The following is a 25,620-nucleotide window of genomic DNA, read 5'->3' on the forward strand; positions in this document are numbered from 1 at the left end:
TGGGCATCGCCCGCGGGAACCGGAAAGGTCGCCACCCGTCGCCGACGCTCTGGCGTCAGCGACGAATCACGCCCATCTCTCGGTGGCGACCAGCGCGCCCCGCAGGAATTGGCACCGTCGCGGGAACGCTTCCCGCAGGTTGCCCCGGCATCAAAGGGCCTATCCCTCCGCCGGTCTCGATGAGTGGAGCGCAGTGTGGGCCTGAAGCACATGCATGTCAATGGACGTTTAGACGTCTGGATGTCCAACGTCCTTGTCCATGGCCGGACCATGGCTCCCCTCCCCTCCGGGGAGAGGGCTGGGGTGAGGGGCCGCTCTAGCGGTAGCCCGGCTCCAAGCGGGCGAGCTCAAACATCCCCACTGCACGGACCAGCCGTCCCGCGAGCCCCGGCCCCTCACCCAACCCTCTCCCCGGCGGGGAGAGGGCTTCAGGTCGCGGCGTGCTGATGGCTGAGGGAGGCGTCCGGACCACGGCGTGCCGAGGACCGAGGGAAGGGGGGTGGGATCAGGCGTATCCTGATGCCCCCTCTCCGCCCACCCTGCCCCATGACCGCCGCACTCCCCGCGCTGCACGACCAGCTCCGCCAGGACGGCTTCGCCTTCGTGCCCGCCGGCTCCATGCGGGAACTGCTCGAGCCGCGCCACCTTCCCGACTGGGCGGCCTTCACCGCCAGCTGGAACGACCTCGCCCCGGACGCCTACCTGGCTTCGACCGGGCGCCACCGCCGGCGCCGCCACGCGATGTTCTCGGCCGATGCGCAGGGCGTCCATCGCGAAGCGCACCAGCCGCATTACCAGAGCAAGACCTACAACGTGCTGCAGGGCGACATCGAGCGCTGGTTCGAGCCCATCACCGCCGACGGCCCCAGTCTCCGCCGCGTCCTCGGCTTCTGCCACGGATTCTTCGGCGCACTCGCGCCGCAGGTGGCCCGCTGGCAGGTGGAGGTGCATCAGTTCCGCATCGAGGCGCGCGCCGGCGAGGCCGGCGAGCCCACGCCCGAGGGCGTGCATCGCGACGGCGTGGATTACGTGATGGTCCTGCTCATCGACCGTACCAACATCGAAAGCGGCACCACCACCATCCATGCCGCCGACGGCCACCTGCTCGGCAGCTTCACCCTCACCCATCCGTTCGATGCGGCGCTGGTGGACGATGCGCGGGTGTTCCACGGCGTCACCGCCGTTACCCCGGTCGATCCCTCGCAGCCGGCGCACCGCGACGTGCTGGTGGCGACCTTCCGCCACGCCGCACGGGGTGGCACGTGAACCGTGAAGCGGTGGGCCGTCGCTACGACCCCGCGCTGATGCAGCGGGCCCGCGAGCGCAGCTGGGCAGTGCTGCACGCCATCCGCCAGCGGATGCGGCCGGGCATCGGCGAGGACGAGGCGAGGGCCATGGCGGCCGAGGTATTTGCGCAGCATGGGGTCCAGCGCCTGTGGCACCCGCCGATCATCCGCATCGGCGCCAACACCACCAGGACCTACCGCCAGCGCTCCAACCCCGAAGTGCGGTTGTCCGGGAACGACATCTACTTCATCGACCTGGGACTGGTGTTCGACGGCCACGAGGGCGACGTCGGCGACACCTTCGCCATCGGCAATGCGCCACGGCACCAGGCGTGCGCCGAGGCCGCACGCACCCTGTTCTATGATGTCGCCCGCAGCTGGCGCGACGACGGCCTGAGCGGCCGGGCGCTGTACGACTTCGCGATCGAACGCGCGCAGGCGATGGGCTGGCGTTTCAACCACGCGATCAAGGGCCATCGCCTGGGTGACTACCCGCATTCGGTGCACAAGGGCGGCGACCTCGGCACGCTGGAGGCCGCGCCGTCGCCGGGGCTATGGGTGCTGGAGATCCAGATCGCACACCCGACCGAGCCGTACGGCGCGTTCTACGAGGATCTGCTGACCGCTTGAGCCGCTCCCCGCCGGGAGCCCGTTGGGTAAGGGGCCGTGACTCGCGGGAAGCTGCCTGGACCCTTCGCCACGGTCGTCACTTCGTCGCATGACCCGCCCCTCACCCCGGCCCTCTCCGTGGCGGGGAGAGGGAGCCACAGGCGCGGTACAATCGGCGGTTCGCCATCGAGCCCGCCCGCATGTCCACGCACCTGTCCGAAACCCGCCGCCGCCGCACCTTCGCCATCGTCAGCCACCCTGACGCGGGCAAGACCACGCTGACCGAAAAGCTGCTGCTGTTCGGCGGCGCGATCCAGATGGCCGGTTCGGTCAAGGGTCGCAAGGCCGCGCGCCACGCGACCTCCGACTGGATGGCGCTGGAGAAGGAACGCGGCATCTCGGTCACCTCCTCGGTGATGCAGTTCCCCTACGAGGGCAAGATCGTCAACCTGCTCGACACCCCGGGCCACGCGGACTTCTCCGAGGACACCTACCGCGTGCTGACCGCGGTGGACTCGGCGCTGATGGTGATCGACTGCGCCAAGGGCGTGGAGGAGCGCACGATCAAGCTGATGGAGGTGTGCCGCCTGCGCGACACGCCGATCATGACCTTCATCAACAAGCTCGACCGCGAGGGCCGCTCGCCGATCGAACTGCTGGACGAGGTCGAGTCGGTGCTGGGCATCGCCTGCACGCCGGTGACCTGGCCGATCGGCATGGGCAAGCGCCTGAAGGGGGTCTACCACCTGCTGCTGGACGAGGTGCACATCTACGAGCCGGGCAAGAACTTCACCCGGCAGGACTCGACCATCTTCAAGGGCCTGGACGCGCCGGGCCTGGAAGAAGCCGTCGGCGCAGGGATGCTGGCCGAGCTGCGCGACGAGCTGGAACTGGTGCAGGGCGCCTCCAACCCGTTCGTGCTGGAGGATTACCTGGCCGGCAAGCTCACCCCGGTGTTCTTCGGCTCGGCGGTCAACAACTTCGGCGTGCAGCTGCTGCTGGACTTCTTCGTCGAGCACGCGCCCGGCCCGCGCCCGCGCGGCACGCTGGGCCGCGAAGTGGCGCCCGAGGAAGAGAAGCTCACCGGTTTCGTGTTCAAGATCCAGGCCAACATGGACCCTGCGCATCGCGACCGCGTGGCGTTCATGCGCGTGTGCTCGGGCACCTACACCGCCGGCATGAAGATGCTGCAGACGCGCACCGGCAAGGAGGTGCGCATTGCCAACGCGCTGACCTTCATGGCGAGCGACCGCGAGATCGTCGAAAGCGCCTATCCCGGCGACGTGATCGGGCTGCACAACCACGGCACGATCTCCATCGGCGACACGTTCACCGAGGGCGAGCCGGTATCGTTCACCGGCATCCCCAACTTCGCGCCGGAACTGTTCCGCCGCGCGCGCCTGCGCGATCCGCTCAAGATGAAGGCCTTGCAGAAGGGCCTGGCGCAGCTGTCCGAGGAAGGCGCCACCCAGTTCTTCCGGCCGCTGATGAGCAACGACCTGGTGCTGGGCGCGGTGGGCGTGCTGCAGTTCGACGTGGTCGCCTACCGGCTGAAGGACGAATACGGCGTGGATGCCTCGTTCGACCCGGTCGGCGTGGCGACCGCGCGCTGGGTGCATTGCGACGATCCGAAGATGCTGGAGGAGTTCCGCGAGAAGAACGCGATGAACCTGGGGATAGACGCGGCCGGCGAGCTGGTCTACCTGGCGCCCTCGCGGGTCAACCTGCAACTGGCGCAGGAGCGCTGGCCCAAGGTGCGCTTCTCGGCCACGCGCGAGCACGCGGCGTCGCTCGAGATGTAGCCGGCTTTCCGCTGCAGGAGCGCACCTGTGCGCGACCGGGAGGCATGGCGGTCGCGCACAGGTGCGCTCCTGCGGGAAATCCCCGCATGACCTCCCCCACTGGGACGAAGCCGCGCTCGCTGCTAGCGTGCACTTTCCACCCAGGGGGAATTACATGCACCGCTACCGTCTCGCCTTCGTCACGCCCACCGACGCCCCGCGCTGGCAACGCTGGCTGGTGTTCTCGCCGGCAGCCCGGCTGGTGCTGTTCATCGCGCTGCTGGTGGCTGCCAGCATGCTGTTCGGATTGCTGCCGCACGGGCCGACCGACAGCCCGATCGCCAAGGGCCTGCGCGAGGTCGGCTTCCGCGCCGTGATCCCGTTGCTGGCCTACCTGGTGCTGGTCAAGCTGGTCGAGCGCCGACCGGTGCGCGAGCTGGCGCCGCACCGCCTCCTGCCCGACGGTGCGCTCGGCCTGGCCGCGGGGGTGCTGCTGTTCAGCGCCGTCGTCGGTGCCTTGTGGCTGCTCGGCAGCTACCACATCGTCGGCACCAACCCCGACGCACACTGGTTGCTCGCCGCATTGACGGTGGGCCTGGGCGCCGGCATCGGCGAGGAAATCATGTTCCGCGGCGTGCTCTACCGCACCGTCGAGGAGGGGCTGGGCAGTTGGGCTGCCCTGCTCATCTCCGCGCTGTTCTTCGGCGCGGTGCACCTGAACAATCCGGGCGCCACCCTGTGGGCCGGCCTGGCGATCGCCATCGAGGCGGGCATCCTGTTCGGCCTGATCTACCTGGTGACCCGCTCGCTGTGGATCTGCATGGGCCTGCATGCGGCCTGGAACTTCGTCCAGGGCACGGTCTACGGCATCCCCGTCTCCGGCGCCATGGCGGACGGCTGGCTGGTCTCCACCCGTAGCGGGCCGGACTGGCTCAGCGGCGGCGTGTTCGGCGCCGAGGCTTCGGTGATCGCACTGATGCTGTGTTCGCTGGTATCGGCCATGTTGCTCACGGTGGCCCTGCGGCGCGGGTTGATCGTGCCGCCGAACTGGCGCCGCCAGCGCGTCGAACCGACGGCCGCTTCCCTACCCTTGCCCACCCCGGGCAGCTAATCTGGTCCCGTCGCCGGCGGGCATTGCGAGGCCGTGGCGGCAAAGTCCCCCACGGCCACCGCAACCACGACGACACACGCATGCCGGCAGCGACACCCGAAGCACCCCAACGCGATCCGTCCCGTTATTCCTGGCTGGCGCACCTGCCTGCCCAGCGCAAGATGTTGCTGGTGATCGGGCCGCTGCTGGTGGTGTTCCTGCTTGCCAACCTGGCGACGCTGTACTCGCTGCAGGAGCAGACCCGCAACCGCCACTGGACCGAACACACCTACCGCGTGCTGATGCAGATCGGCGTGGCCAAACAGGCGATCCTCACCGCGCAGCTGGGGGCACGCGGCTACATGCTGGGGCAGAGCAACGAGGAGTTGGCCGCCTTCGAGCAAGGCGGCCGCTCGCTGGCGACCGGACTGGGAACCCTGCGTACGCTCACCACCGACAACCCGGTGCAGCAGGCGCGACTGGATCGTATCGAAACGCTGGCTGCGCGCTGGCAGCGCGAGATCGTCAACTACGTCATCACGCCGGTCAGCCGCGGCCATACCGACGCTGCCGCGCGCGAGCGCCTGCAACGGACGTTGGCGACGCATCGCACGGTGACGGTAGCGGACGTCATGGCCGTACTGAACCAGATGGGCGGCACCGAAGAGGCCCTGCTGAGCGAGCGCAGCGCCCGGCTGGAGCACACGCTGTGGCTGATGCGGATCTTCAATGCCCTGGCCGCCGTGCTTTCGCTGCTCTACGGCGCCTACGTGGTGCAGCTGACGCGGCGCATGGTGACCCGGCCGCTGCTTCAGATGACCGCGCTGATGTCGCGCCTGGCGGAGCACGACCATTCGATCGTCGTCACCCGGCAGGGCCGACGCGACGAGATCGGGCAGATCGCGCGGGCGCTGGAAGTATTCAAACGGATGGCAATCGCCTCCAGTGAACAGACCTGGCTCAAGACCGAAGTCTCGCGGCTGGTCCAGCGCCTGCAGGAAGCGGCGACCCATCATGCGTTCGGCGCGACGCTGACCAGCGAGGTGGCGCCCCTGGTGAAGGCCGGCGTGGCGCTCTACTACGGCTACGACGCGGCCAGCGAACGGCTCGACCTGCTCGGCAGCTACGGCCTGCGCCAGTCGTGGAACCCGGCCGAGGCCTACGTGCCCGGCGAGGGCCTGGTCGGCCAGTGCGTGATCGAGCGCAAGCCGATCGCGCTGGACGAGGTGCCCGAGCGCTACCTGCGCATCCACTCCGGCGCCGGCGAGGCGTCGCCCGCCCACGTGCTGATCCTGCCGGTGCTCTTCCGCGAGCGCCTGGTCGGCGTACTCGAACTGGCCAGCTTTGCGCCCATCGCGCCGCTGTGCCACCAGTTCCTGGACGAGTTGCTGCCGATCGTCGGCCTGACCCAGGAAAACCTCAACCGCGCCATCGCCACCCAGAGCCTGCTCGAGCAGACGAGCGAGCAGGCCGACCACCTGCGCCACTCCGAGGAGGTGCTGCGCCAGCAGCAACAGGGCCTGCGCGACGCCAACGCCGCCTTGCAGACCAAGACGCGCCAGCTGGAGGAGCAGTCCCAGCGCCTGACCGTGTCCGAAGAGGAACTGCGCGTGCAGACCGAGGAACTGCAGGCGTCCAACGAGGAGCTGCGCGAGAAGGGCGACATCCTCAAGCAGCAGAAGCAGACGCTCGAGGCGTTGCAGCGCGACACCGCGCAGAAGGCGCTGGAGCTGGAGCGCGCCAGCCAGTACAAGTCGGACTTCCTGGCCAACATGTCGCACGAGCTGCGCACGCCGCTCAACAGCCTGCTGATTCTCTCGCGCAGCCTGGCCGACAACGATGGCGGCAACCTTGACGAGGAACAGGTCGAGTCGGCGCGGATCATCCACGACGCCGGCGCCAACCTGCTGCGGTTGATCAACGACATCCTGGACCTGTCCAAGATCGAAGCGGGCAAGATGGAGCTGGTGATCGACGAATTGCCGCTGGCGGTGTTCGCGCGCGCGCTCAAGCGCACCTTCGCGCACGTGGCGCAGGAAAAGGGCCTGGCTTTCGAAGTGCGGGTAGACGAAGGAATGCCGCCGGCGCTGCACACCGACAGCGCGCGGCTGGAACAGGTCGCCAACAACCTGCTCGGCAACGCGTTCAAGTTCACGGCCCGTGGCGGCGTGCAGGCGCGCATTGGCCGTCCCGCCGCGGACGTCCGCATCCCGCCGCACCTGCTTGGCCAGCCGCTGGTGGCCATCGAGGTAAGCGACACCGGCATCGGCATTGCGCCGGAGAAGTTCGATCGCATCTTCCAGGCGTTCGAACAGGTCGACGCCGGCACCAGCCGACAGTACGGCGGCACCGGCCTGGGCCTGGCGATCTGCAAGCGCATCGCAGCGCTGCTGGGCGGCGACATCGTGCTGCGCAGCACCCCGGGCGAAGGCAGCACGTTCACCGTGCTGCTGCCGGAAAACGCACCGGCGATGGCCACTCCGCCCGCCACGATGACCTCCCTCCACACTCCCGCACCGGCGCCGCGTGCCCACTCCAGCGCCCTGCTGCCGGAAGCGATCGAGGACGACCGCGCCCGGTTGGCGGCCGGCGACACGGTGATCCTGCTGGTCGAGGACGACCCGGCCTTCGCCCGCATCCTGGCCGACATGATCCGGCGCAATGGCCACCGCGTGCTGGCCGCCGCCGATGGCGAGAGCGGCCTGGCGCTTGCGCGCGAACACCGCCCGACCGGCGTGTTGCTGGACGTGATGTTGCCCGGCATGGACGGCTGGACGCTGATGGCGCGGCTCAAGGGCGACGAGGCCACGCGTCACATCCCGGTGCATTTCATTTCCGCCACCGACGAGGCCGGCCGTGGACGCGAGCTGGGCGCCGTGGGCTTCCTCACCAAGCCGGTCAGCCGCGAGACGATCAATGCGGCGCTCGAGCGCCTGCTGCACTTCGCCGAAGGCAACACGCGCCGCCTGCTCGTGGTGGACGACGACGCCGCCTCGCGTACCGCCGTACGCACGATGTTGCGCCGCGGGGACGTGGAGATCGACGAGGCCGATTCGGCGGAGGCCGCGCTGCGCATGACCGGCGAGACGACGTACGACTGCATCGTGCTGGATCTCGGCCTGCCCGGCATGTCCGGCATGGACCTGCTCGAGCAGCTGGCCGCCACGCCCGCCGGCGTGCCGCCGGTGGTGATCTATTCCGGCCGCAACCTCAGCCACGAGGAAAACCTGAAGCTGCGCCAGTACACCGACGCCATCGTGGTCAAGGGCGCCCGTTCGCCCGAGCGGCTGCTGGACGAGGTCAGCCTGTTCCTGCACTCGATCCGGCACGCCCCTCGCCGCGCCGCCGAGCAGCCGCCGCCGGGCAATGAACTGAAGGGCCGGCGCGTGCTGCTGGTGGACGACGACATGCGCAACCTGTTCGCGCTGTCGAAGGTCATGCGCGGCTGGGGGCTGGCGGTGACCATGGCGCAGGACGGCCACAAGGCGCTCGAAGCGCTGGAGGACTACCCGTCCACCGAGCTGGTGCTGATGGACATCATGATGCCAGGCATGGATGGCTACGAGACGATGCGCGCGATCCGCGCGCAGACCGGGTTCACCGGGCTTCCGATCATCGCGCTTACCGCCAAGGCGATGCGCGGCGACCGCGAGAAATGCCTGGAAGCCGGCGCCAGCGACTACCTCTCCAAGCCGGTGGACATCGGCAAGCTCGCCTCGCTCCTGCGCGTGTGGCTGCCGCATTGAGCGCCCGGCGATGGAACTGACCGATCCCGCGCTGGAGGACATCGAACTGGAACTGTTCGTGCGCGCCCTGCGCCAGCGCCACGGCTACGACTTCGGCCTTTACGCGCCGGCCTCCCTGCGCCGACGCGTGCGCCAGTTGGTGCAGACCCACGGCACCGGCACGATCAGCGCACTGACCGGCCGCCTGCTGCACGAGCCGGAGTTCGTGTTCGACGTGATCGAAGGGCTGTCCGTGCCGGTCTCGGACATGTTCCGCGACCCGCCGGTGTTCCGCGCCTTGCGCGAGCAGGTGCTGCCGCTGCTGGCCTCCTGGCCGCGCATCAACATCTGGCAGGCCGGTTGCGCCAGCGGGCAGGAGGTGTACTCGCTCGCCATCCTGCTGGAGGAGGAAGGGCTGTACGAGCGCTGCCAGATCTACGCCACCGACTTCAACCCCGCCGCGCTCAGGCGCGCCCGGGAAGGCATCTACCCGGCCCGCGCCGCGCAGGCCTGGTCGCGCAACTACCTGGCGGCCGGGGGATGCCACTCGCTGGCCGACTACTACAGCGCGCGCTACGAGTTCATCAAGCTCGACCAGCGCCTGCGCCGCAACGTCAGCTTCGCCAACCACAACCTGGTCACCGACAAGGTGTTCTGCGAGGCGCAGCTGGTGCTCTGCCGCAACGTGCTCATCTATTTCGCCAACCCCCTGCAGGACCGGGTGCTGGCGCTGTTCAGCGACAGCCTGGTGCGTGGCGGCGTCCTGTGCCTGGGATTGCGCGAGAGCCTGGAGTTCGCGCCCAGCGCCGCCGACTTCACGGCGGTCGAAGCGGACCTGCGCATCTATCGGCGCAATGTATTCTGTTCGCCCGATGGCAAGGCTTGAGGCGATCGTGATCGGCTGTTCGGCGGGTGGGCCGGGCGCGCTCAAGACCGTGCTGCGCGCGCTCGCGCCGCCGCTCCCGCTGCCGGTGGTCGTGTGCAGCCACAGCGGCGAATCGGGTACCGATCTGCTCGTGCCGCTGCTGGCTCGGCACGCACGGTTGCCGGTGCGGGAGGCGCGCGAGCGTTGGCCGGTGCAGGCAGGAATCATCCACCTGGCACCGCCCGGGTACCATCTGCTGATCGAGCGCGACCGTTGCTTCGCCTATTCGGTGGACGCTCCGGTGCACTACTCGCGGCCCTCGATCGACGTACTGTTCGAGAGCGCCGCGGAGGCCTACGGCGAACGCCTGGCCGGCGTGATGCTGACCGGCGCCAGCCCCGATGGCGCGCAGGGCCTGGCGCGCATCCGCCACGCCGGCGGCCTGGCCATCGTGCAGGACCCGGCCGAGGCGCTCGCGCCGGCGATGCCGCAAGCCGCGCTCGACCAGGCCGGCGCCGACCACTGCCTGCCCCTGGCGCGGATCGCGCCGCTGCTCAACGAACTGGTCCACCGCGAATGAACGACACGACGCGACCGAAGATCCTGGTGGTCGATGACACACCCGCCAACCTGGTGGCGATGCGGCGCCTGCTGGCGCACGCCGGCGCGGAGCTCTATGAAGCCGGCAGCGGCAACGAGGCACTGGCACTGTGCCTGGACCACGAGTTCGCGCTGATCCTGCTGGACGTCAACATGCCGGACATGGACGGCTTCGAGGTCGCTTCGCTGCTGACCGAGGCCGACCAGTTGCATGAGACGCCGATCATCTTCGTGACGGCCGCCTACGCGGACGACCTGAACCGGCTGAAGGGCTACCGTTGCGGCGCGGTCGACTACATCGCCAAGCCGATCAACGATGTCATCCTGCAATCGAAGGTGCGCGTGTTCCTGGAGCTCTACGCCGCGCGCGTGACGCTGGAGCTCACGCTGGAGGAGCTGTCCGAGCGCAACCACCAGCTGCGGCAGGAAATCGCCGAGCGTGAGCGCGTCGAGGCGCAGGTGCGCCACCAGGCCACCCACGACATGCTGACCGGCCTGCCCAACCGCGTGCTGTTCCATGACCGCCTCGGCGCTGCGCTTGGCCATGCGATCGAGGGTGGCCCGGGCTTTGCGCTGGTGCTGCTGGACATCGACGGTTTCAAGGCGATCAACGACCGCCACGGCCATCCCGCCGGCGACGCGCTGTTGCAGGCGATCGCCGCGCGGCTGAAGCTCAACCTTCGCGTGGGCGACACGGTCGCGCGACTGGGCGGCGACGAGTTCGCGCTGATCGTGGCCGAAATGGAGGAGGCGCGGGTGCTGCTGCGCCGCTGCGAGGAACTGGGCGCCCGCCTGGCCGAGCCCTATCCGCTGGTATCGCCGCAGGGGGCCTTCGTCGCCCATGTCAGCGCGAGTATCGGGGTGGCGCCGTGGAACGCGCAGGCGGCCAGCGACGAGGCACTGATCCAGGCCGCCGACCGTGCCCTGTACCGGGCCAAGGACGGCGGCAGGAACTGCTGCGTGCTGGCGGACGAAACCACTACGCGGTCATAGGCGGCCCCGAATCGGCGCACCCTGGGCTCCGCTCCCCTGACCCTGCAGGAGTGCACCTGTGCGCGACCGGCAAGCTCCCATCCGGGATAACCCGGCGTGGCGGTCGCGCACAAGGTGCGCTCCTGCATGGAAACGCCGAAGACGGGCGGGAGAGCAACCGGTTTTTTCGGTGGTCCTTTTCATGACGGCCCCCGCCCGTCACTCCAGGGCTGCCTTGCAATGTTCGTCGATGTAATCCTGGTGCGACGGCATGGCCTCGGCGCACGAGGCGATCGTCCGGCGCGTGCGCTCGACGAAGGCGACCAGGTCGGCCTCGGGCACTTCGTCGACGATGGGATGGTAGCCGCGCGGCACGACGCGCTGGCCGAGCATCACCTGCACCCAGCTCGGCAACGCGAAGAAGTCCTCGCCGTTGCGGAAATAGCGGCCGTCGGCCCGGAACAAGTCGATCGTGTCGCGCAGCGGCTCGGGGATGGCCATCGTGCGGCAGTGATCCCAGAACGGCGTGTCGTCGCGCTCGGTCGCGTGATAGTGCAGCGCCAGGAAGTCGCGCACGCGTTCGTGCTCGAAGGCGGACTCGCGGTTGAAGCGGTCGGCCAGCATCGGGTCGAACTCGCGCGTCGGAAACAGCCCGAGCAGGCGCTGGATGGCCGATTGCGCCAGGTAGATGGCGGTCGATTCGAGCGGTTCCATGAAGCCACCGGCCAGGCCCACCGCAACGACGTTCCTGTCCCAGAACTTCTTGCGCCTGCCGGGAGTGAAACGCAGCGGGCGCGGCTCGCCCAGCGCCTCGCCATCCAGCGTAGCGAGCAGGGTCGCGGCGGCCTCGTCATCGCTGAGGTGGCGGCTGGAGTACACGTAGCCATTGCCGGTGGGCTGCTGCAGCGGGATGCGCCACTGCCAGCCCGCCGCCCGCGCGGTCACGCGCGTGTACGGGGTCAGCGCCCCGGCACTCGCGCAGGCCACGACCATCGCGCGGTCGCAGGGCAGCCATCGGCTCCAGTCTTCGTAACCGGCCTTCAGGGTCTTTTCGATCAGCAGACCGCGGAAGCCCGAGCAATCGATGAACAGTTCGCCCTCGATGCGCTCGCCGCCCTGGAGCACCACGGCGTCGACGAAGCCGTCGTCCCCGCGCTGGACGACGTCGACGATCCGCCCCTCGACCCGTTGCACGCCCCGGCGCTCCGCCAGCTCGCGCAGGTACCGCGCATACAGCCCGGCATCGAACTGTAGCCGTAGGCGACGTCGGCCAGCGGCGAACCCGGCGGCGCATCGGCCATGCCGGCGGTGAACCGGTCCAGTGTTGCCGCGACCGTGGGCAGCGAAAAAGCCCCGATCCCGGGCGCGCGCCCGGCGAGGAACAGCTTCAGCCAGTACTGGTGGAACGGCAGCGGCCCCAGCGACCGGCCGATCGTGCCGAAGCCGTGCACGTAACTGTCGCCGATGCGCCCCCAGTCGTTGAACTGGATGCCGAGCTTGAAGGTGCCTTGCGTCCGCGCGACGAAATCCGCCTCGCGGATGCCCAGCACCTGGGCGTTGAAGGTCTTCATGTACGGGACGGTGGATTCGCCCACGCCGACGATGCCGATCTCTTCCGATTCCACCAGCCGGATGCGGGCGCCCTTGCCCAGGTAGGTGGCCAGCGCCACCGCGGCGGTCCAGCCGGCACTGCCGCCGCCCACGACGACGATGTTGCGGATGCGGTTGTCGTCCAATGCGAGTACCCGGAGTGAGATGCACACAAGAAAGCGGCAGTGCCCGGGGAGTACAGGCCACTGCCGCTGGAAGGTTCCCCGTGCCTCGCGGTACGGGGGCAAGGCCTTCCTAGAACTTGTACGTCAGGCCCATGTAAACAATGCGACCGGCGTAGCCGTTGGAGTAGAAGCGGGCCTTGGTGTCGTTGCCCAGGTGCGAGCGCGACTCCTCCTTGGTCAGGTTCAGCACCGACGCGGTCACGCTGAACGCCTTGGTGATGTTGTAGGCCGCGTTCAGGTCGATCTGCTGGTAGGGCTCCCGGTAGACGTTCAGGCCGTTGACCAGGCCGTCCACCACCTCGCCGCGCCGGTTGTACGAGGCGCGCGCGAGGAACCGCTCGGTCTCGTAGAACACGGTGAAATTGGCCTGGTTCTTCGCGCTGCCGACCAGCGGCGACTTGCCGATCTCGGTGCCGTCCTCGAGCGTGATCGCCGCCTCGTTGGTCTTGTTGTAGGTGTAGTTCGCCTGGAAGCCGAGGCCGAAATCGAGCGTGTGCTGGGCGTACAGCTCGACGCCCTCGGAGACGCCGTCGCGGCCGCCTGCGGTGGTGGAGTAGTTCTGCACCGTCACGCTCTGGCCGCCGACGTCCATCGACACGTCCTGCACCACCGGCACCGAGAAGTTGCTGACGTCCTTGCGGAACACGCCCATGCCCAGCACCGAGCCGGGATGGAAATACCACTCCAGGCCGATGTCGTACTGGGTGGCCTTGTACGGCTCAAGGTTCTTGTTGCTGCCCGCGCCGTACCAGCCCACCTCGTCGCCGCCGCCGATCAGGCGACGGTCGTTGACGTATTCCTGGCTGTAGTACTGCAGGCCGCCGGGGGCGGCGATGTCGTTGTAGCTCGGACGCGAGATCACCTTGGAGGCGGCGCCGCGCAACACCAGGTCGTCGGTCAGGTCGTAGGCGACGTTGAAGCTCGGCAGCACGTCGGTGTAGGTGCGGTCGAGCGAGCTGACCACGAACGAGGAGACATGCCCGGTGGCCGGGTTGGTCTGGCTGTCCGGCAGCGTGGTGAAGCCGCTGACGCAGCCGGAGCCCGCGGGCGCGCCGGCCGCCGGCAGGTTGCCGGTCTGGCAGGGCGCCGGGTTGCCGTCGGGGCCGTCGAAGAAATAGTCGTTGTAGTAATCGACCTGGTCGGTCGAATCGGCGTGTTGCCGGGTACGCGCCAGGCGCACGCCGACGTTGCCGCGCAGGCGCTCGGTCTTGAAGTTGAGTTGCACGTACCCCGAGTAGATCTTCTCGCCGACGTTGTAGATGAAGTTGTCCTCGTTGCGGGTGTGCATCCCCCCGTAGGTCTGGTTGAGGTAGGCGACGTAGGCCGGGTAGTTGATCGCCGGGAAGGAACTGGCGTTGATGCCGCCGGCGAGGTTGCCGAGCGGCTGGCCGTACAGGAACTGCGGCTGGAACACCGAGGCGTTGGGATCGCAGCCGTTCTGGAAGCGGTTGTCGTAATCGGCCGGATCGGCGCCCTGGCAGACCCAGTAGTTGTTGCCGGTGCTGCGGTGGGTGCCGCCGTTGCGGTACTTCGCGCCGAACTGCAGCGAATCGAACCAGTCGCCGTAGACGTGCCAGGTGAAGTCGGCCTGGGCGTATTTCTGTTTGGTCTCGTTGCGGGTCCATGAGGAGCCGGTCGAGCCGAGGTCGACTTCGCCGATGCCGTTCCGGAGGTTCGCCATCAACTCGGGCGAGAACATCATCGTCGGCGTGCCGGCCAGGCTCCAGGCGCTCATGTAGTTGCCCAGGTCGTAGTCGCCGCTCGCGTTCTGGCGGCGCGGCTTGATCGGCACCGAGATCTGCAACTCGGGGCCGCCGCTGGCCCAGGTGCGGCCGGCCTTGACGCTGGCATCTAACGATTCGCCGACCCACTCGGCGCCGATGTCCGCGGTCTGCGACAACGCGCTTTCGTGGTTGTAGCTGCCGGTGATCTGCGGAGTGGGGATGCTGCAATCGTCCGGGCCGAAGCCGCCGGTATTGGTCAGCCCGCCCGCGGCGGCCTCGTCACCGCTGCAGTAGTACGCCTTGCCCGGATGCACCGAATAGGTGGCGCCGGTGACGATGGTTCCGCTGGGATCGAAGGTCAGCCCGTCGAGCATGCGGCCGCCGGGCCAGTTGCCGTCGCCGGCATAGCGGGCCAGGTTCCACTCCGGGACCTTCAGCGTGTTGGTCTGGGAATCCTGCGACAGGTCGAAGCGGAAATAGTTGGCCGTCAGCGTCAGGTTGTCGACCGGGCGGAACTGCAGGGTCACCTGACCGCCCTTGCGCTCGCGGTTCTCGTTGGTGACGTTGAGGTTCACCGAGGTCGGCATCATGAAGTTGCAGTAATAGCCGCACTCGGTGGGCCAGCCATCCTGGAAGCCGCCGGTGTAGGGGTGGTTCTGGTCGTTGAAACCCGATTCGCCCCACCAGTAGGAGGTCATGCCCGAGGGCTTGCCGTTGACGTCGGTCGCCGGGTGGGCGTCGTAGTCGTCGCCGTACCACTGCCAGTTCTCGGTGCTCGCACCCATGGTGCGCGTGGTGCGCTTCTGGCTGGTGTAGCCGACCAGGAAGCCGAAGCGCTCGTCCTTGTCGTGCCAGGAGTACAGGCCGGAGAACTGTCCGTCCGTCTTCTTGGTGGTGTCGGCCCAGGTGCCTTCGGCGGAAACGAAGCCGGTGTTCGCCTCCATGTCCAGCGGGCGGCGCGTGTGCAGGATCACGGTGCCGCCGATGCCGCCTTCGTCGATGCGCGCTTCGGGCGTCTTGAACAGCTCGGCGCTGGACAGCATGTTCGACGGCAGCAGCGTGTAGTTGAACGAACGGGTCGGGTCGCCGTTGGATTCGGCGGTGGCGATGTAGTTGCCGTTCAATTCGGTCAGCGTGAGCTCGGACGACAGGCCGCGGACGCTGACGTTCTTGCCCTCGCCGCCATCGCGCGAAATGATCACGCCCGGCACGCGCTGCAGCGCGTCGGCCACGTTCTTGTCGGGGAACTTGCTGACGTCTTCGGCGGTGATGACCTCGACGATCGCGTTGGCTTCGCGCTTCTGGTCCAGGCTCTTCTCGATCGAGTAGCGGTAGCCGGTGACCTGGACCTTCGAGAGGGATACGGCATTGTCCGGCTGTGCCGGGCTGCCGGTGTCGGCCTGGTTCTGCTGCTGGGACTGGTTCTGCTGGTCCTGCGCCTGCGCGTTGCCGCAATAGAGCGCTGCCAGGACCGCCGCGGCCAACAACGTGACCGGCACGAATGGGCTTTTCATGGTTCCCCTCCCGAGAGAATTTGGATCGTTACAAATTCAGAGCAAACCGCTTCCCATGCGCTCGATCCGGACCCGCCTGCGAGAGCCACCATCGGCTCGGCGGTTTAGATCGATCTAAACCTAGTACGTCCAAACATATCCCAATTGCCCGGCGATGTAATGCTGCGTGACAGCAAGGCGTTTGCCATGGTCCAGGCAGCCGTGCAGCCGCCCGTTGGGCGACGTCGACAACGCCTGCGAACCGTGCAGGCCAGGAACGAGGCCGCGCCGACTATCCATGAAGCCGGTGCGTTCCTCCCACCCTGGAAGCGAGACGCTTCGTGCGCCCGCGCTTCTTTACCGCTCCGTCAGGAGAGGTGCCCGGGTGAGGAGGGAGCCCGACCAGCCCGGGCCCACCCGGCACCGTCCCGATCGTCAGGCCACCGCGACCGTGCGTGGCTGCTTGTCCGCTCGGGTCACCGCAGCACCCAGCTCGGATGGGTCGAAATCGTCCACCGAGATGAACTCGAACACGCCATCGCGCACGCGCTTGAGCAACGCGGCCTCGGCCTCGGTGAGCACGCCCTCGCGCACCGCTTCGACCAACTGGCCCTCATAGTCGTGCGCCTGCAGCTGGCCGGCCTTCAGCGCCTTGCCGAATTTGCGCTCGACCGGCTCGGCCGCGATCACGTCGGGCAGCAGCGCGTTCATGCGGCCGATGGTGTTGTTCGGCGTGGGCGTGAGGTACACCCAGTCGACCAGCCGGTCGCGCGCCTCGCCCGGCGCGGTGAGGATGGCGGCCACGCGGCGCCCGAGTCGATCCGACGGCGGCACTTCGCGACGGCCGAACGGGAACACCAGCACGCGCAGCAGGAAGCCCACCGGCTTGACCGGGAAGTTGCGGATCGCCCCGTCCAGGGCCATCTGCGTGCGCCACATGCACTCGTGGAACGCCCAGGCGAGCAGCGGCCGATCCGCTTCCGGACGGCCGGTGTCCTCGTAGCGCTTGAGCATGGCGCTGGCGACGTAGAGGTAGGACAGCACGTCGCCCAGCCGCGCCGAGAGCTTTTCCTTGAACTTCAGCTTGCCGCCGAGCACGCCCATGAAGACGTCGGCGCACAGCGCGAGCGCCGCCGAGTAGCGGTCGAGCTTGCGGTAGAAGCGGCGCGTGTAGGCATCGCCCGCGCTCTGTCCGATCGAGGCGCCGGTGATGCCCAGCACGAAGCTGCGCACGGCATTGGAGATGCCGAAGCCGACGTGGCCGAACAGCAGCCGGTCGAAGGTGCGCAGCTTCTCGCCGTAGTCATTGATGGCCAGCGCCTGCATTTCCTTCAGCACGTAGGGATGGCAGCGGATCGCGCCCTGGCCGAAGATCATCAGGCTGCGCGTCATGATGTTCGCGCCTTCCACGGTGATCGCGATCGGCACACTCTCCCAGCCGCGCGCGGCGTAGTTCTTGGGACCCAGCTGCACCGCCTTGCCGCCGTGCACGTCCATCGTGTCGCTGGCGACCTGACGGGCCCATTCGGTGGCGTGGTACTTGGCGATGGCCGAGGTCACCGCGGGCTTCTCGCCGCGGTCGACCGCCGCGGCGGTGGCGCGCGAGAGCGCCGCGGTGGCGTAGGTCAGGCCACCGATGCGCGCCAGCGCTTCCTCCACGCCCTCGAAACGCGCGATCGCCAGGCCGAACTGCTTGCGCATGCGCGCGTAGGCGCCGGTCGCCGCGGCCGAGGCGCGCATCGCGCCGGTGGCGTTGGACGGCAGCGAGATGGCGCGGCCGACCGACAGCACCTCCACCAGCATGCGCCAGCCGTGGCCGGCCATCTGCGGCCCGCCGATGATGGTCGACAGCGGCGCGAACACGTCCTTGCCGCGCACCGGGCCGTTCTGGAACGGGATGTTGAGCGGGAAGTGGCGGCGGCCGGCCTCCAGGCCCGGGGTCGTATGCGGCAGCAGCGCCAGCGTGATGCCCAGGTCCTCGGTCGGCCCCAGCAGGTGCTCGGGGTCGTACATGCGGAAGGCCAGGCCGATCACCGTGGCGATCGGCGCCAGCGTGATGTAGCGCTTGTCGAAGTTGAGCTTGATGCCCAGCGTCTCGACGCCGTCGACCACCTGTTTGCAGACGATGCCGTAGTCGGGAATCGAGGTGGCGTCGGAGCCCGCGTACGGGCCGGTCAGGGCGAAACAGGGGATTTCCTCGCCGACGGCCAGGCGCGGGAGGTAATGGTTCTTCTGTTCCTCGGTGCCGTAGTGCAGCAGCAGTTCGGCCGGGCCGAGCGAGTTGGGCACGGCCACCGTGGAGGACACCGTCGCCGAGGCCGTCGACAGTTTCTGCAGCACCGCCGAATGCGCCAGCGCGGAGAACTGCAGGCCACCGTACTGCTTGGGGATGATCATGCCGAAGAACTTGTTCTTCTTGATGAACGCCCAGACCTCCGGCGGCAGGTCGGCCAGCTCGTGGGTGATCTGCCAGTCGTCGATCATCGCGCAGAGCTGCTCGACCGGACCGTCAAGGAAGGCCTGCTCCTCGGTGCTGAGCTCGGGCCTGGGCTGCTTGAGTAGTTGCTTCCAGTCCGGCATGCCGGAGAACAGCTCGCCCTCGAAACCGACCGTGCCGGCCTCCAGCGCGGTCTGCTCGGTGGCCGAGAGCGTGGGCGTGGCGCGGGCGAACATCTTCAGCAGGGGCGCGCTGATCTTGCGGCGGCGAAAGGCCGGCATCAGCAGCGGCACGGCGATCAGCAGCTCGATGACCAGCAGCACGATCATCGTCACCCAGGCGCCGGTCAGCACGCCCACCACCAGGGTGGCGGCCACCGTGGCAATCGCCCAGGTGCGCAGGCTGGTGCGGTGGTAGGCACAGGCGCCGGACGCCACGATCGCGGCCAGCAGGGTCAGGAACACGGACATGTCAATGCACCTCTTGCGGAATGACCGGGCGGCGGACAGGGCCGTCCGGGAAAACATCCTGGATGAACGCGGCGATTTCACGCGTAAATGCGTCGTTGGCGTCACCAGCGAGCATGTGCGTGGCGCCGGCAACCTCTACGTGGCGTGCGTGCGGCACCAGCTTGAGGAACTCGGCCACGGTATCGCGCGAGACCACGTCGCTGCGAGCGCCGGAAAGCAGCAGGACCGGCACGTCCACGCGCCCGGCTGCCGCCAGCAGGCGCGGCTGGTGGCGTTCGCTCTCGCTCACCACGCCGGCGAGCAGCGCCGGGTCCCAATGCCAGCGCAGGCGGCCGTCGGCGCCCTGGCGCAGCAGCGGCCTGAGCTGTTCCTCGCTTTTGCGCCCATGCCGCTGCGACAGGTAGGCGGCGACCTGTTCGGCGGCCTCGGCGTAATCGGCAAAACCGTCCGGATGGGCCTGCATGAAAGCCAGGATGCGCTCGACGCCTGCCGTTTCCCAGCGTGGCGTGATGTCGACCAGAACGAGGGCGCGGAACGGCGCCGGGGCGGCCTCGCCCGCCAGCAACAGGCCCAGCAGGCCGCCCATCGACGCGCCGATCAGCACTGGCGGCTCGGGCTGTGCCAGCGCCAGCGCGCGAAGGTCGCCGGCGAACTGATCCATGTGGTAGTCCCCGTCCGCGACGCGGTCGCTCTCGCCATGGCCGCGGCTGTCAAAGCTCACGCAGCGGTAGCCTCGGGCCGCCAGCGCCCCGGCGGCGCCGTTCCAGGCGCCGCGGGTCTGGCCGAAGCCGTGGGCGAACAGCAACGTCGGCGCGCCGCCGGCATTGCGTGTTTCCACCGCCAGGTCCAGGCCGTCGGCAACGCAAAAGCGGTCAGTTGATACCATACGCAAGAGTATGGTTTGGCAACGGAGCGCGGTCAACTCCCTGCGTCCACGCCGCCTGGCTTCTGTCGGGGCCCGCTTGCGGGCGATGCCTTTCGCCAAGGTCGGGCAAGGCATCGCCCGCAAGCGGGCTCCTACGAAAAGACGCCGCTGCCGCGTCCGCCTGTCGCCTGCCCTTCCACAGCGCTACCATGCGCGGATGAACGCCAGCAGCAAGTCCGAACGTACCCGCCTGTCCGCCGAGAACTGGGAAGACGCCGCCCTGGACCTGATCGCCGAGCAGGGTGTCGGTGCGCTGGCGGTGGAAGCCCTTGCACGCCGGCTCGGGGTGACCAAGGGCAGCTTCTACTGGCACTTCCGCACCCGGGAAGCGCTGCTGCAGGCGGCGCTGGAACGCTGGGAACAGTATGGCGAGCGCGAGGTGATCGCGCAGATCGAGGCCATTGCCGACCCGCGCGAGCGGCTCCCCGAACTGTTCCGCCGCGTCGCCCATGAACTGCGCCCGCACCGCGTCTATGCGGCGCTGCTCAAGGCGCTGGATCACCCACTGGTAGTGCCGGTGATGGCGCGCGTGTCGCAGCGGCGCACCGAATTCCTCGCCACCGCCTTCCGCGAGGCCGGCCTGCCCCCGGCCCAGGCGCTCAACCGCGCGCGGCTGACCTACGCCGCCTACGTCGGCTTCCTGCAACTCAATTTCACGCTCGGCCTGCCCCGCATCAGCCACGAGGACTTCGACGCCTACGTGGAACACATGATCGCGACATTGATTCCGGCCTGATAACCCCTCGGGGGCCGGTTACGCGCGTCTGCGCGCGCCTTTTGCTGCGCTCAACCTTGCAATACCAGTGCACGCAAACTAGCGTTCCGGAACCCTTTTTTCCTAAGACCTTGAAGAGGACATCATGGCCAGCAAGCTGGAAGCGCTCGAGCGCTGGGTGAACGAGGTGGCGGCGCGCACGCGGCCGGCGAAGATTCATTGGTGCGACGGCTCGGAGGCCGAGTACCGGCAGTTGGTCGAGGAGATGCTGGCCGACGGCACCCTGATCGAGCTCAACCAGGAAACCCACCCCGGTTGCTACCTGCACCGCTCCAATCCGTCCGACGTGGCGCGCGTGGAACACCTGACTTTCGTGTGCCACAGGAACCAGGACGACGCCGGCCCGAACAACCACTGGATGGATCCGGCCGAGGCGCACGCCAAGATCGATGCCCTGTTCGACGGCTGCATGGAAGGCCGCACGATGTACGTGATCCCGTACTGCATGGGCCCGATCGACTCGCCGCTGTCGCGTTGCGGCGTGGAGATCACCGACAGCCCGTACGTGGTCGCCAACATGCGCATCATGACCCGCATGGGCAAGGCCGCGCAGGAGCGCATCGAGCGGGAGGGCACGTTCGTGAAGGGCCTGCACTCGACCGGCGAACTCGACCCCGAGCGCCGCTTCATCATGCACTTCCCCGAGGAGCGCACGATCAAGTCCTACGGCTCCGGCTACGGCGGCAACGCGCTGCTTGGCAAGAAGTGCCACGCGCTGCGCATCGCCTCCAACCAGGCCCGCGACGAGGGCTGGCTGGCCGAACACATGCTGATCGTGGGCATCGAGAACCCGCAGGGCCAGAAGCGCTACGTGGCAGCCGCCTTCCCCTCGGCCTGCGGCAAGACCAACCTGGCCATGCTGATCCCGCCGGAGGGCTACCGCAAGGACGGCTGGAAGGTGTGGACCGTGGGCGACGACATCTGCTGGATGCGCCCCGGCGCGGACGGCCGCCTGTATGCGATCAACCCGGAGGCAGGCTTCTTCGGCGTCGCGCCCGGCACCAGCGCGGCGACCAACTCCAATGCGCTGAAGTCGATCTCGCGCGACACCATCTTCACCAACGTCGCGGTCACCGCCGACAACCAGCCCTGGTGGGAAGGCCTGCCCGGTACGCCGGCCACCGACTGGCAGGGTCGCCCTTACGACCCGGCCAACGGCCCGGCAGCGCACCCGAACTCGCGCTTTACCGTGAGCGCGAAGCAGTGCCCGACCTGGTCGGAGAAGGCAGAGGACGCGCAGGGCGTGCCGGTCGACGCGATCGTCTTCGGCGGCCGCCGCCCCTCGCTGCTGCCGCTGGTGATGGAAGCGCGCGACTGGGCGCACGGCGTGCTGATGGGCGCCGCGATGGGCTCGGAAACCACCGCCGCCGCCACCGGCGCGGTCGGCGTGCTGCGCCGTGATTCGATGGCGATGAAGCCCTTCTGCGGCTACCACTATGGCGACTACTTCGCGCACTGGCTGTCGTTCGACAAGCCGGGCATGAAGCTGCCGAAGATCTTCCACGTCAACTGGTTCCGCAAGGGCAAGGACGGCAAGTTCCTGTGGCCGGGCTTCGGCGAGAACCTGCGCGTGCTGGAGTGGATGATCAACCGGGTCGAGGGCAAGGCCCGTGGTCTGGAAACCCCGATCGGTATCGTGCCGGCCGAGGGCGAACTGAAGCTGGAGGGCCTGAACCTCCCGCGCGAAGCCGCCAGCGAGCTGCTCGACATCGACACCGCTGGCTGGCAGGCGGAGCTGGATGCCATCGGGGAGTACCTGGGCAGCTTCGGCTCGCGCATGCCCGAGCGCCTGCGCCAGGAGCAGCAGCGCGTAGCCAGCGGGCTTTCCGCCGCCGAAGACTCGCCCCGCGCCGCCACCGCCTGAGCTCCGTAGCCCTTCTCCGCAGGAGAGGGGTGGGTGAAACACACCTCAGCTTCCGGGCCGGCCGCACACCTGCTCCCTCTCCCCTCCGGGGAGAGGGGCTCCATGGCTTAAACGTTCCGCCACTTCCGTGCATCCAAGCTGGCAAGATGGAAGCCGCCTGCCTCGCCACTGGAAGCCCGATGCCGCCACCGCCTGTCGCGTGGTCCGACGCCGAGGACGTGCGTGCCGCGGCCGGAGGCGATCGCCACGCATTCCAGCGGCTGTACCGACAGCACGTCGACCGCGTCTACGGCGCGGTCTACCGACTGGCCGGCTACGACCACGCGCGCGCCGAGGATCTGACCCAGGACGCCTTCGTGCGCGCCTGGCAGAAGCTCGGCGACTTCCGGCACGAGAGTGCGTTCGGTACCTGGCTGTACCGGCTGGCGGTGAACGTGGCGCTGATGGACATCCGCTCGCGCGGGGCGCAACCGGTCGGTTTCGTCGGCGAGGAGGACCTGCCCGATCCGGGCGAGGTGCCCTTCTGTGCCGCCGAGCGCGAGGAACTGGAGCGCGCCATCGCCAAACTGCCGCCCCGCGCCCGCGCGGTGCTGGTCCTGCACGACGTGGAAGGCTGGCGCCACGAGGAGATCGCCGGCGAGCTGGACATGGCCGTCGGTACCTCCAAGGCGCAACTGCACCGTGCCCGCGGCCTGCTGCGCCGGATGCTCGAACCCGGAGAGCCCTCATGAACGAATTCGAATGGCGTCGCCAGCTGCGCGAGTTGCGCGCGCCGGTCGCACCGCGCCACGACCTGTGGGCGCGCATCGACGTCGCGCTGGAACCGGCCGCGCCGGCGCGCACCAGCTCGCGTCCCGGCTGGCTGCTTGCCGCCAGCTTCGCCGGGCTGAGTCTGCTCGCCGTGTCCCTTAGCCTGCGCCAGGGGCAACTGCCCGATCACCCGCAGGTCACCGCCACGACCGCCACCCAGGCGCCGTGGAAGCCGGACGACCCGCGCCTGGCCGGTGCGGCGATCGAACTGGACGCCGCACGCCTGGAACTGAAGCAGGCGCTGGAACAGGCCCCCCATTCGCCGGCGCTGCAGCGACTCCTGTCGCGCACCCGCCAGCAGCAATCGCGGCTGCGCCAGCTCGACCAGCAGGCAGGCTGATAAACCTCGAGGAATCACCGCATGAAAACCGTACGTTACCTTCCCCTGCTGCTCGCCCTGTGCATCGGCCAGGCGCTGGCCGACACGCCGATCAACCTGCGCCATCCGGCGAACGCCGACGCGCGCATCAGCGTGAGCAACGTCAAGGGCAAAGTCACCATCACCGCCTGGGATCGCAACGAGGTGCAGGTCACCGGCAGCCTCGGCGAGGGCGCAGCGCCGCTGGCCATCGACGGCGCCAACAACGCCCTGGAGATCAAGGTCAAGCCCAAGGGCGACGGCTCAAGGGGATGGTTCAACTGGAACGGCGACAACTCCATGGGCGATACCGTGCTCGACCTGCGCGTGCCCAAGGGCGCCACGCTGGACGTGGAGGTGGTGAGCGCGCCGCTGGGTATCGATGGCATGGACGGTGGCGAGATCTCGGTCAATTCGGTGAGCGGCCGCGTGCGGATCGACGCCCGCACGCCCGACCTGTCGGTGGAAAGCGTGAGCGGCACCGTGCAACAGTCCGGCCATGCCGAGCGCGCCGACCTGCAGACGGTCAGCGGCGACATCCTCGCTCCCGCGCTGGGCTCCCAGGCCGACCTGCAGACCGTCTCCGGCCGCATCCAGGCCAGCGGCGGCCCGTGGAAGAAATTCAACCTGAGCACGGTTTCCGGCGATGTACAGCTCAGCGGTGGTCTCGCCGAGCACGGCAGCATCGACGTCGACAGCATGAGCGGCGACGTGCAGATCCAGGTTCCTTCGGACCTTTCCGCATCGATCCACGCCAGCAGCTTCAGCGGCGACCTGCGCAGCGACTTCGGCCAGGCGATCGAACACGATCATGGCCCCGGCAGCGAACTCAACGCCGAGGTGGGCGGCGGCAAGGGCCGCATCCACGTGGAAACCTTCAGCGGCGACCTGCGCATCCGCAAGAAGGATTGAGGGGCCACACCCGGAGTGGCGAGCCGGCCCCTCGCTCGCCGCCGGGCACCGCACGCTACAGGCTGGTATTGCGCGGGAAGGGCGTTTCGCAACGCCAAGGGGGCGCCATCGGCGATGCAGGCTGTGCCAAACGAAAAGGCCGGCGCATGCGACGGCCTTTTGCTTAATCCGATGGTGGCTTACAGGTCCTGGTGGTACTGCACGTATGGCGTGCGCGACTGGTCGGGTTCAGGGCCCGCGGGAGTAGGTACCGAGGAGCCCGAGGACCACAGGTTCTGCGCACCGATGCTCAGTTCGCCCTGCCACGGCAGGCGCAGGGTGACGCCCAGGTCGATGCTGCTCCAGCGCCTGTCACCGTAGTAGCCACCCGGCAGCGTCGGCTGCATGGTGCGGCCGATCAGCGTGCCACTCAGCGGACCGTGGTCGACGCCGAAGGTCAACGCCTTCTGGTCGAGGCTGTTGATGCCCAGCTCGTTGCCCGGCAACAGGCGGATGCGGCCCACGCTGGCACCAAGGTCGATGCCGCTCTGGCCGCCGACCGCGACGCGGCCACGCGCATTGAGCTGCGCACTGCTGTCGAAGTCCGGCAGGCCGTTCACGCCGGGCGTGGCGCCCGGCAGGACGCGCGGCAGGCGCTGGTCGGGCGTGCTGTCGGCTCCCACGCTGACACCCAGGCTGTAGCGGCCGAGGTTGTAGGTCGCGCCGATCTCGCTGCCGACCACCCGCGCGCTGCGGGACATCCCGCCGTGCTCGCTCAGGCCGGCGTGGATCTGCAGGTGCGGGTCCAGCCCGTACTGCAGGTCGGTGGACGTCACGCCGCCGGCATCCACGACGGGGAAGGACAGCGGTGCGTCTGCGCGCTGGCTTGCGCCGCTCGACTGCGCGCCCGCCTTCAGCACGAGCATGCGGCCATCCCGGTCACGCCAGGCCGGCACGCCATAGCCCAGATCCACCGCCTGGCCGGCCGCCGGATACGACAGCGGCTGGACCGGCGCCTGCCGGTTGCCGTCCAGCGACTGCCCTGCCGCGGCGAGCGGCATCAGCAAGGTCAGCAGGGGCAGAAGGCGGCGCATGGTCGATGTCGGCACTCGTCAGGTGACAGACGGGCGGATGGCCAGTCGTTCGGGAGCAAGTATAGCCAATTTACGT

The 25,620-nt window shown here is 68.5% G+C and carries 17 protein-coding genes, 1 pseudogene and 1 riboswitch; of the genes and pseudogenes, 13 read left to right on the forward strand and 5 right to left on the reverse strand.

Annotation, left to right across the window (positions count from 1 at the left end; all coding sequences use genetic code 11):
- Window positions 1–69: 69 nt before the first annotated feature.
- Window positions 70–186: riboswitch (SAM riboswitch) on the reverse strand.
- A 360-nt stretch (window positions 187–546) separates the two neighbouring features.
- The 8 genes from LQ771_RS11905 to LQ771_RS11940 all read left to right on the forward strand — a co-directional run bounded on the left by LQ771_RS11905 (window position 547) and on the right by LQ771_RS11940 (window position 10,949).
- Window positions 547–1,266: a 2OG-Fe dioxygenase family protein gene (locus tag LQ771_RS11905; protein ID WP_231349629.1), complete on the forward strand. Its 720-nt coding sequence runs from the start codon at window positions 547–549 to the stop codon at window positions 1,264–1,266.
- The gene (locus LQ771_RS11910; RefSeq protein WP_231349630.1) at window positions 1,263–1,916 is read left to right on the forward strand and encodes a M24 family metallopeptidase; all 654 of its coding nucleotides are present in this window, start codon (window positions 1,263–1,265) and stop codon (window positions 1,914–1,916) included. The genes LQ771_RS11905 and LQ771_RS11910 overlap by 4 nt, the downstream gene beginning before the upstream one ends.
- Before the next feature lie 179 nt (window positions 1,917–2,095).
- On the forward strand, window positions 2,096–3,697 hold the full coding sequence (locus tag LQ771_RS11915) for a peptide chain release factor 3 (RefSeq protein WP_231349631.1): 1,602 nt from the start codon (window positions 2,096–2,098) through the stop codon (window positions 3,695–3,697).
- 154 nt (window positions 3,698–3,851) lie between these two features.
- Window positions 3,852–4,787: a CPBP family intramembrane glutamic endopeptidase gene (locus tag LQ771_RS11920; protein ID WP_231349632.1), complete on the forward strand. Its 936-nt coding sequence runs from the start codon at window positions 3,852–3,854 to the stop codon at window positions 4,785–4,787.
- Window positions 4,788–4,867: 80 nt separating this feature from the next.
- Window positions 4,868–8,512, forward strand: coding sequence for a response regulator (locus LQ771_RS11925; protein ID WP_231349633.1), 3,645 nt, complete (start codon window positions 4,868–4,870; stop codon window positions 8,510–8,512).
- 10 nt (window positions 8,513–8,522) lie between these two features.
- Entirely contained in the window at window positions 8,523–9,377 is an 855-nt protein-coding gene (locus tag LQ771_RS11930) for a CheR family methyltransferase (protein WP_231349634.1), read from the forward strand.
- Window positions 9,364–9,936, forward strand: a complete 573-nt coding sequence (locus tag LQ771_RS11935) for a chemotaxis protein CheB (RefSeq protein ID WP_231349635.1) — start codon at window positions 9,364–9,366, stop codon at window positions 9,934–9,936. The genes LQ771_RS11930 and LQ771_RS11935 overlap by 14 nt, the downstream gene beginning before the upstream one ends.
- Window positions 9,933–10,949 (forward strand): diguanylate cyclase domain-containing protein, encoded by a 1,017-nt coding sequence (locus LQ771_RS11940; RefSeq protein ID WP_231349636.1) that lies wholly within the window; start codon window positions 9,933–9,935, stop codon window positions 10,947–10,949. The genes LQ771_RS11935 and LQ771_RS11940 overlap by 4 nt, the downstream gene beginning before the upstream one ends.
- A gap of 198 nt (window positions 10,950–11,147) precedes the next feature.
- Here the strand turns inward: LQ771_RS11940 and LQ771_RS11945 are convergent.
- The 4 genes and pseudogenes from LQ771_RS11945 to LQ771_RS11960 all read right to left on the reverse strand — a co-directional run bounded on the left by LQ771_RS11945 (window position 11,148) and on the right by LQ771_RS11960 (window position 19,713).
- Window positions 11,148–12,664 (reverse strand): annotated as a pseudogene (locus LQ771_RS11945) (tryptophan halogenase family protein).
- A 109-nt stretch (window positions 12,665–12,773) separates the two neighbouring features.
- Window positions 12,774–15,941: a TonB-dependent receptor gene (locus LQ771_RS11950; RefSeq protein WP_231349637.1), complete on the reverse strand. Its 3,168-nt coding sequence runs from the start codon at window positions 15,939–15,941 to the stop codon at window positions 12,774–12,776.
- 414 nt (window positions 15,942–16,355) lie between these two features.
- Complete coding sequence (locus tag LQ771_RS11955) at window positions 16,356–18,827, reverse strand: acyl-CoA dehydrogenase (RefSeq protein ID WP_231349638.1); 2,472 nt, start codon at window positions 18,825–18,827, stop codon at window positions 16,356–16,358.
- A 1-nt stretch (window position 18,828) separates the two neighbouring features.
- Entirely contained in the window at window positions 18,829–19,713 is an 885-nt protein-coding gene (locus LQ771_RS11960; protein ID WP_231351905.1) for an alpha/beta fold hydrolase, read from the reverse strand.
- Window positions 19,714–19,909: 196 nt separating this feature from the next.
- Between LQ771_RS11960 and LQ771_RS11965 the strand changes: the two genes are divergently transcribed.
- The 5 genes from LQ771_RS11965 (at window position 19,910) to LQ771_RS11985 (ending at window position 24,471) form a co-directional block, all read left to right on the forward strand.
- On the forward strand, window positions 19,910–20,488 hold the full coding sequence (locus LQ771_RS11965; protein WP_231349639.1) for a TetR/AcrR family transcriptional regulator: 579 nt from the start codon (window positions 19,910–19,912) through the stop codon (window positions 20,486–20,488).
- Window positions 20,489–20,612: 124 nt separating this feature from the next.
- Window positions 20,613–22,391, forward strand: coding sequence for a phosphoenolpyruvate carboxykinase (GTP) (locus LQ771_RS11970; RefSeq protein ID WP_231349640.1), 1,779 nt, complete (start codon window positions 20,613–20,615; stop codon window positions 22,389–22,391).
- A 179-nt stretch (window positions 22,392–22,570) separates the two neighbouring features.
- Window positions 22,571–23,122, forward strand: coding sequence for an RNA polymerase sigma factor (locus tag LQ771_RS11975; protein ID WP_231349641.1), 552 nt, complete (start codon window positions 22,571–22,573; stop codon window positions 23,120–23,122).
- Complete coding sequence (locus LQ771_RS11980) at window positions 23,119–23,541, forward strand: hypothetical protein (protein WP_231349642.1); 423 nt, start codon at window positions 23,119–23,121, stop codon at window positions 23,539–23,541. Before LQ771_RS11975 ends, LQ771_RS11980 begins: the two co-directional genes overlap by 4 nt.
- A gap of 21 nt (window positions 23,542–23,562) precedes the next feature.
- The gene (locus tag LQ771_RS11985; RefSeq protein ID WP_231349643.1) at window positions 23,563–24,471 is read left to right on the forward strand and encodes a DUF4097 family beta strand repeat-containing protein; all 909 of its coding nucleotides are present in this window, start codon (window positions 23,563–23,565) and stop codon (window positions 24,469–24,471) included.
- A 179-nt stretch (window positions 24,472–24,650) separates the two neighbouring features.
- On the opposite strand, the gene LQ771_RS11990 is transcribed toward LQ771_RS11985, so the two are convergent.
- Window positions 24,651–25,544 (reverse strand): hypothetical protein, encoded by an 894-nt coding sequence (locus LQ771_RS11990; RefSeq protein ID WP_231349644.1) that lies wholly within the window; start codon window positions 25,542–25,544, stop codon window positions 24,651–24,653.
- Window positions 25,545–25,620: the final 76 nt, after the last annotated feature.

The organism is Frateuria soli, from assembly GCF_021117385.1.
GTDB lineage: Bacteria > Pseudomonadota > Gammaproteobacteria > Xanthomonadales > Rhodanobacteraceae > Frateuria_A > Frateuria_A soli.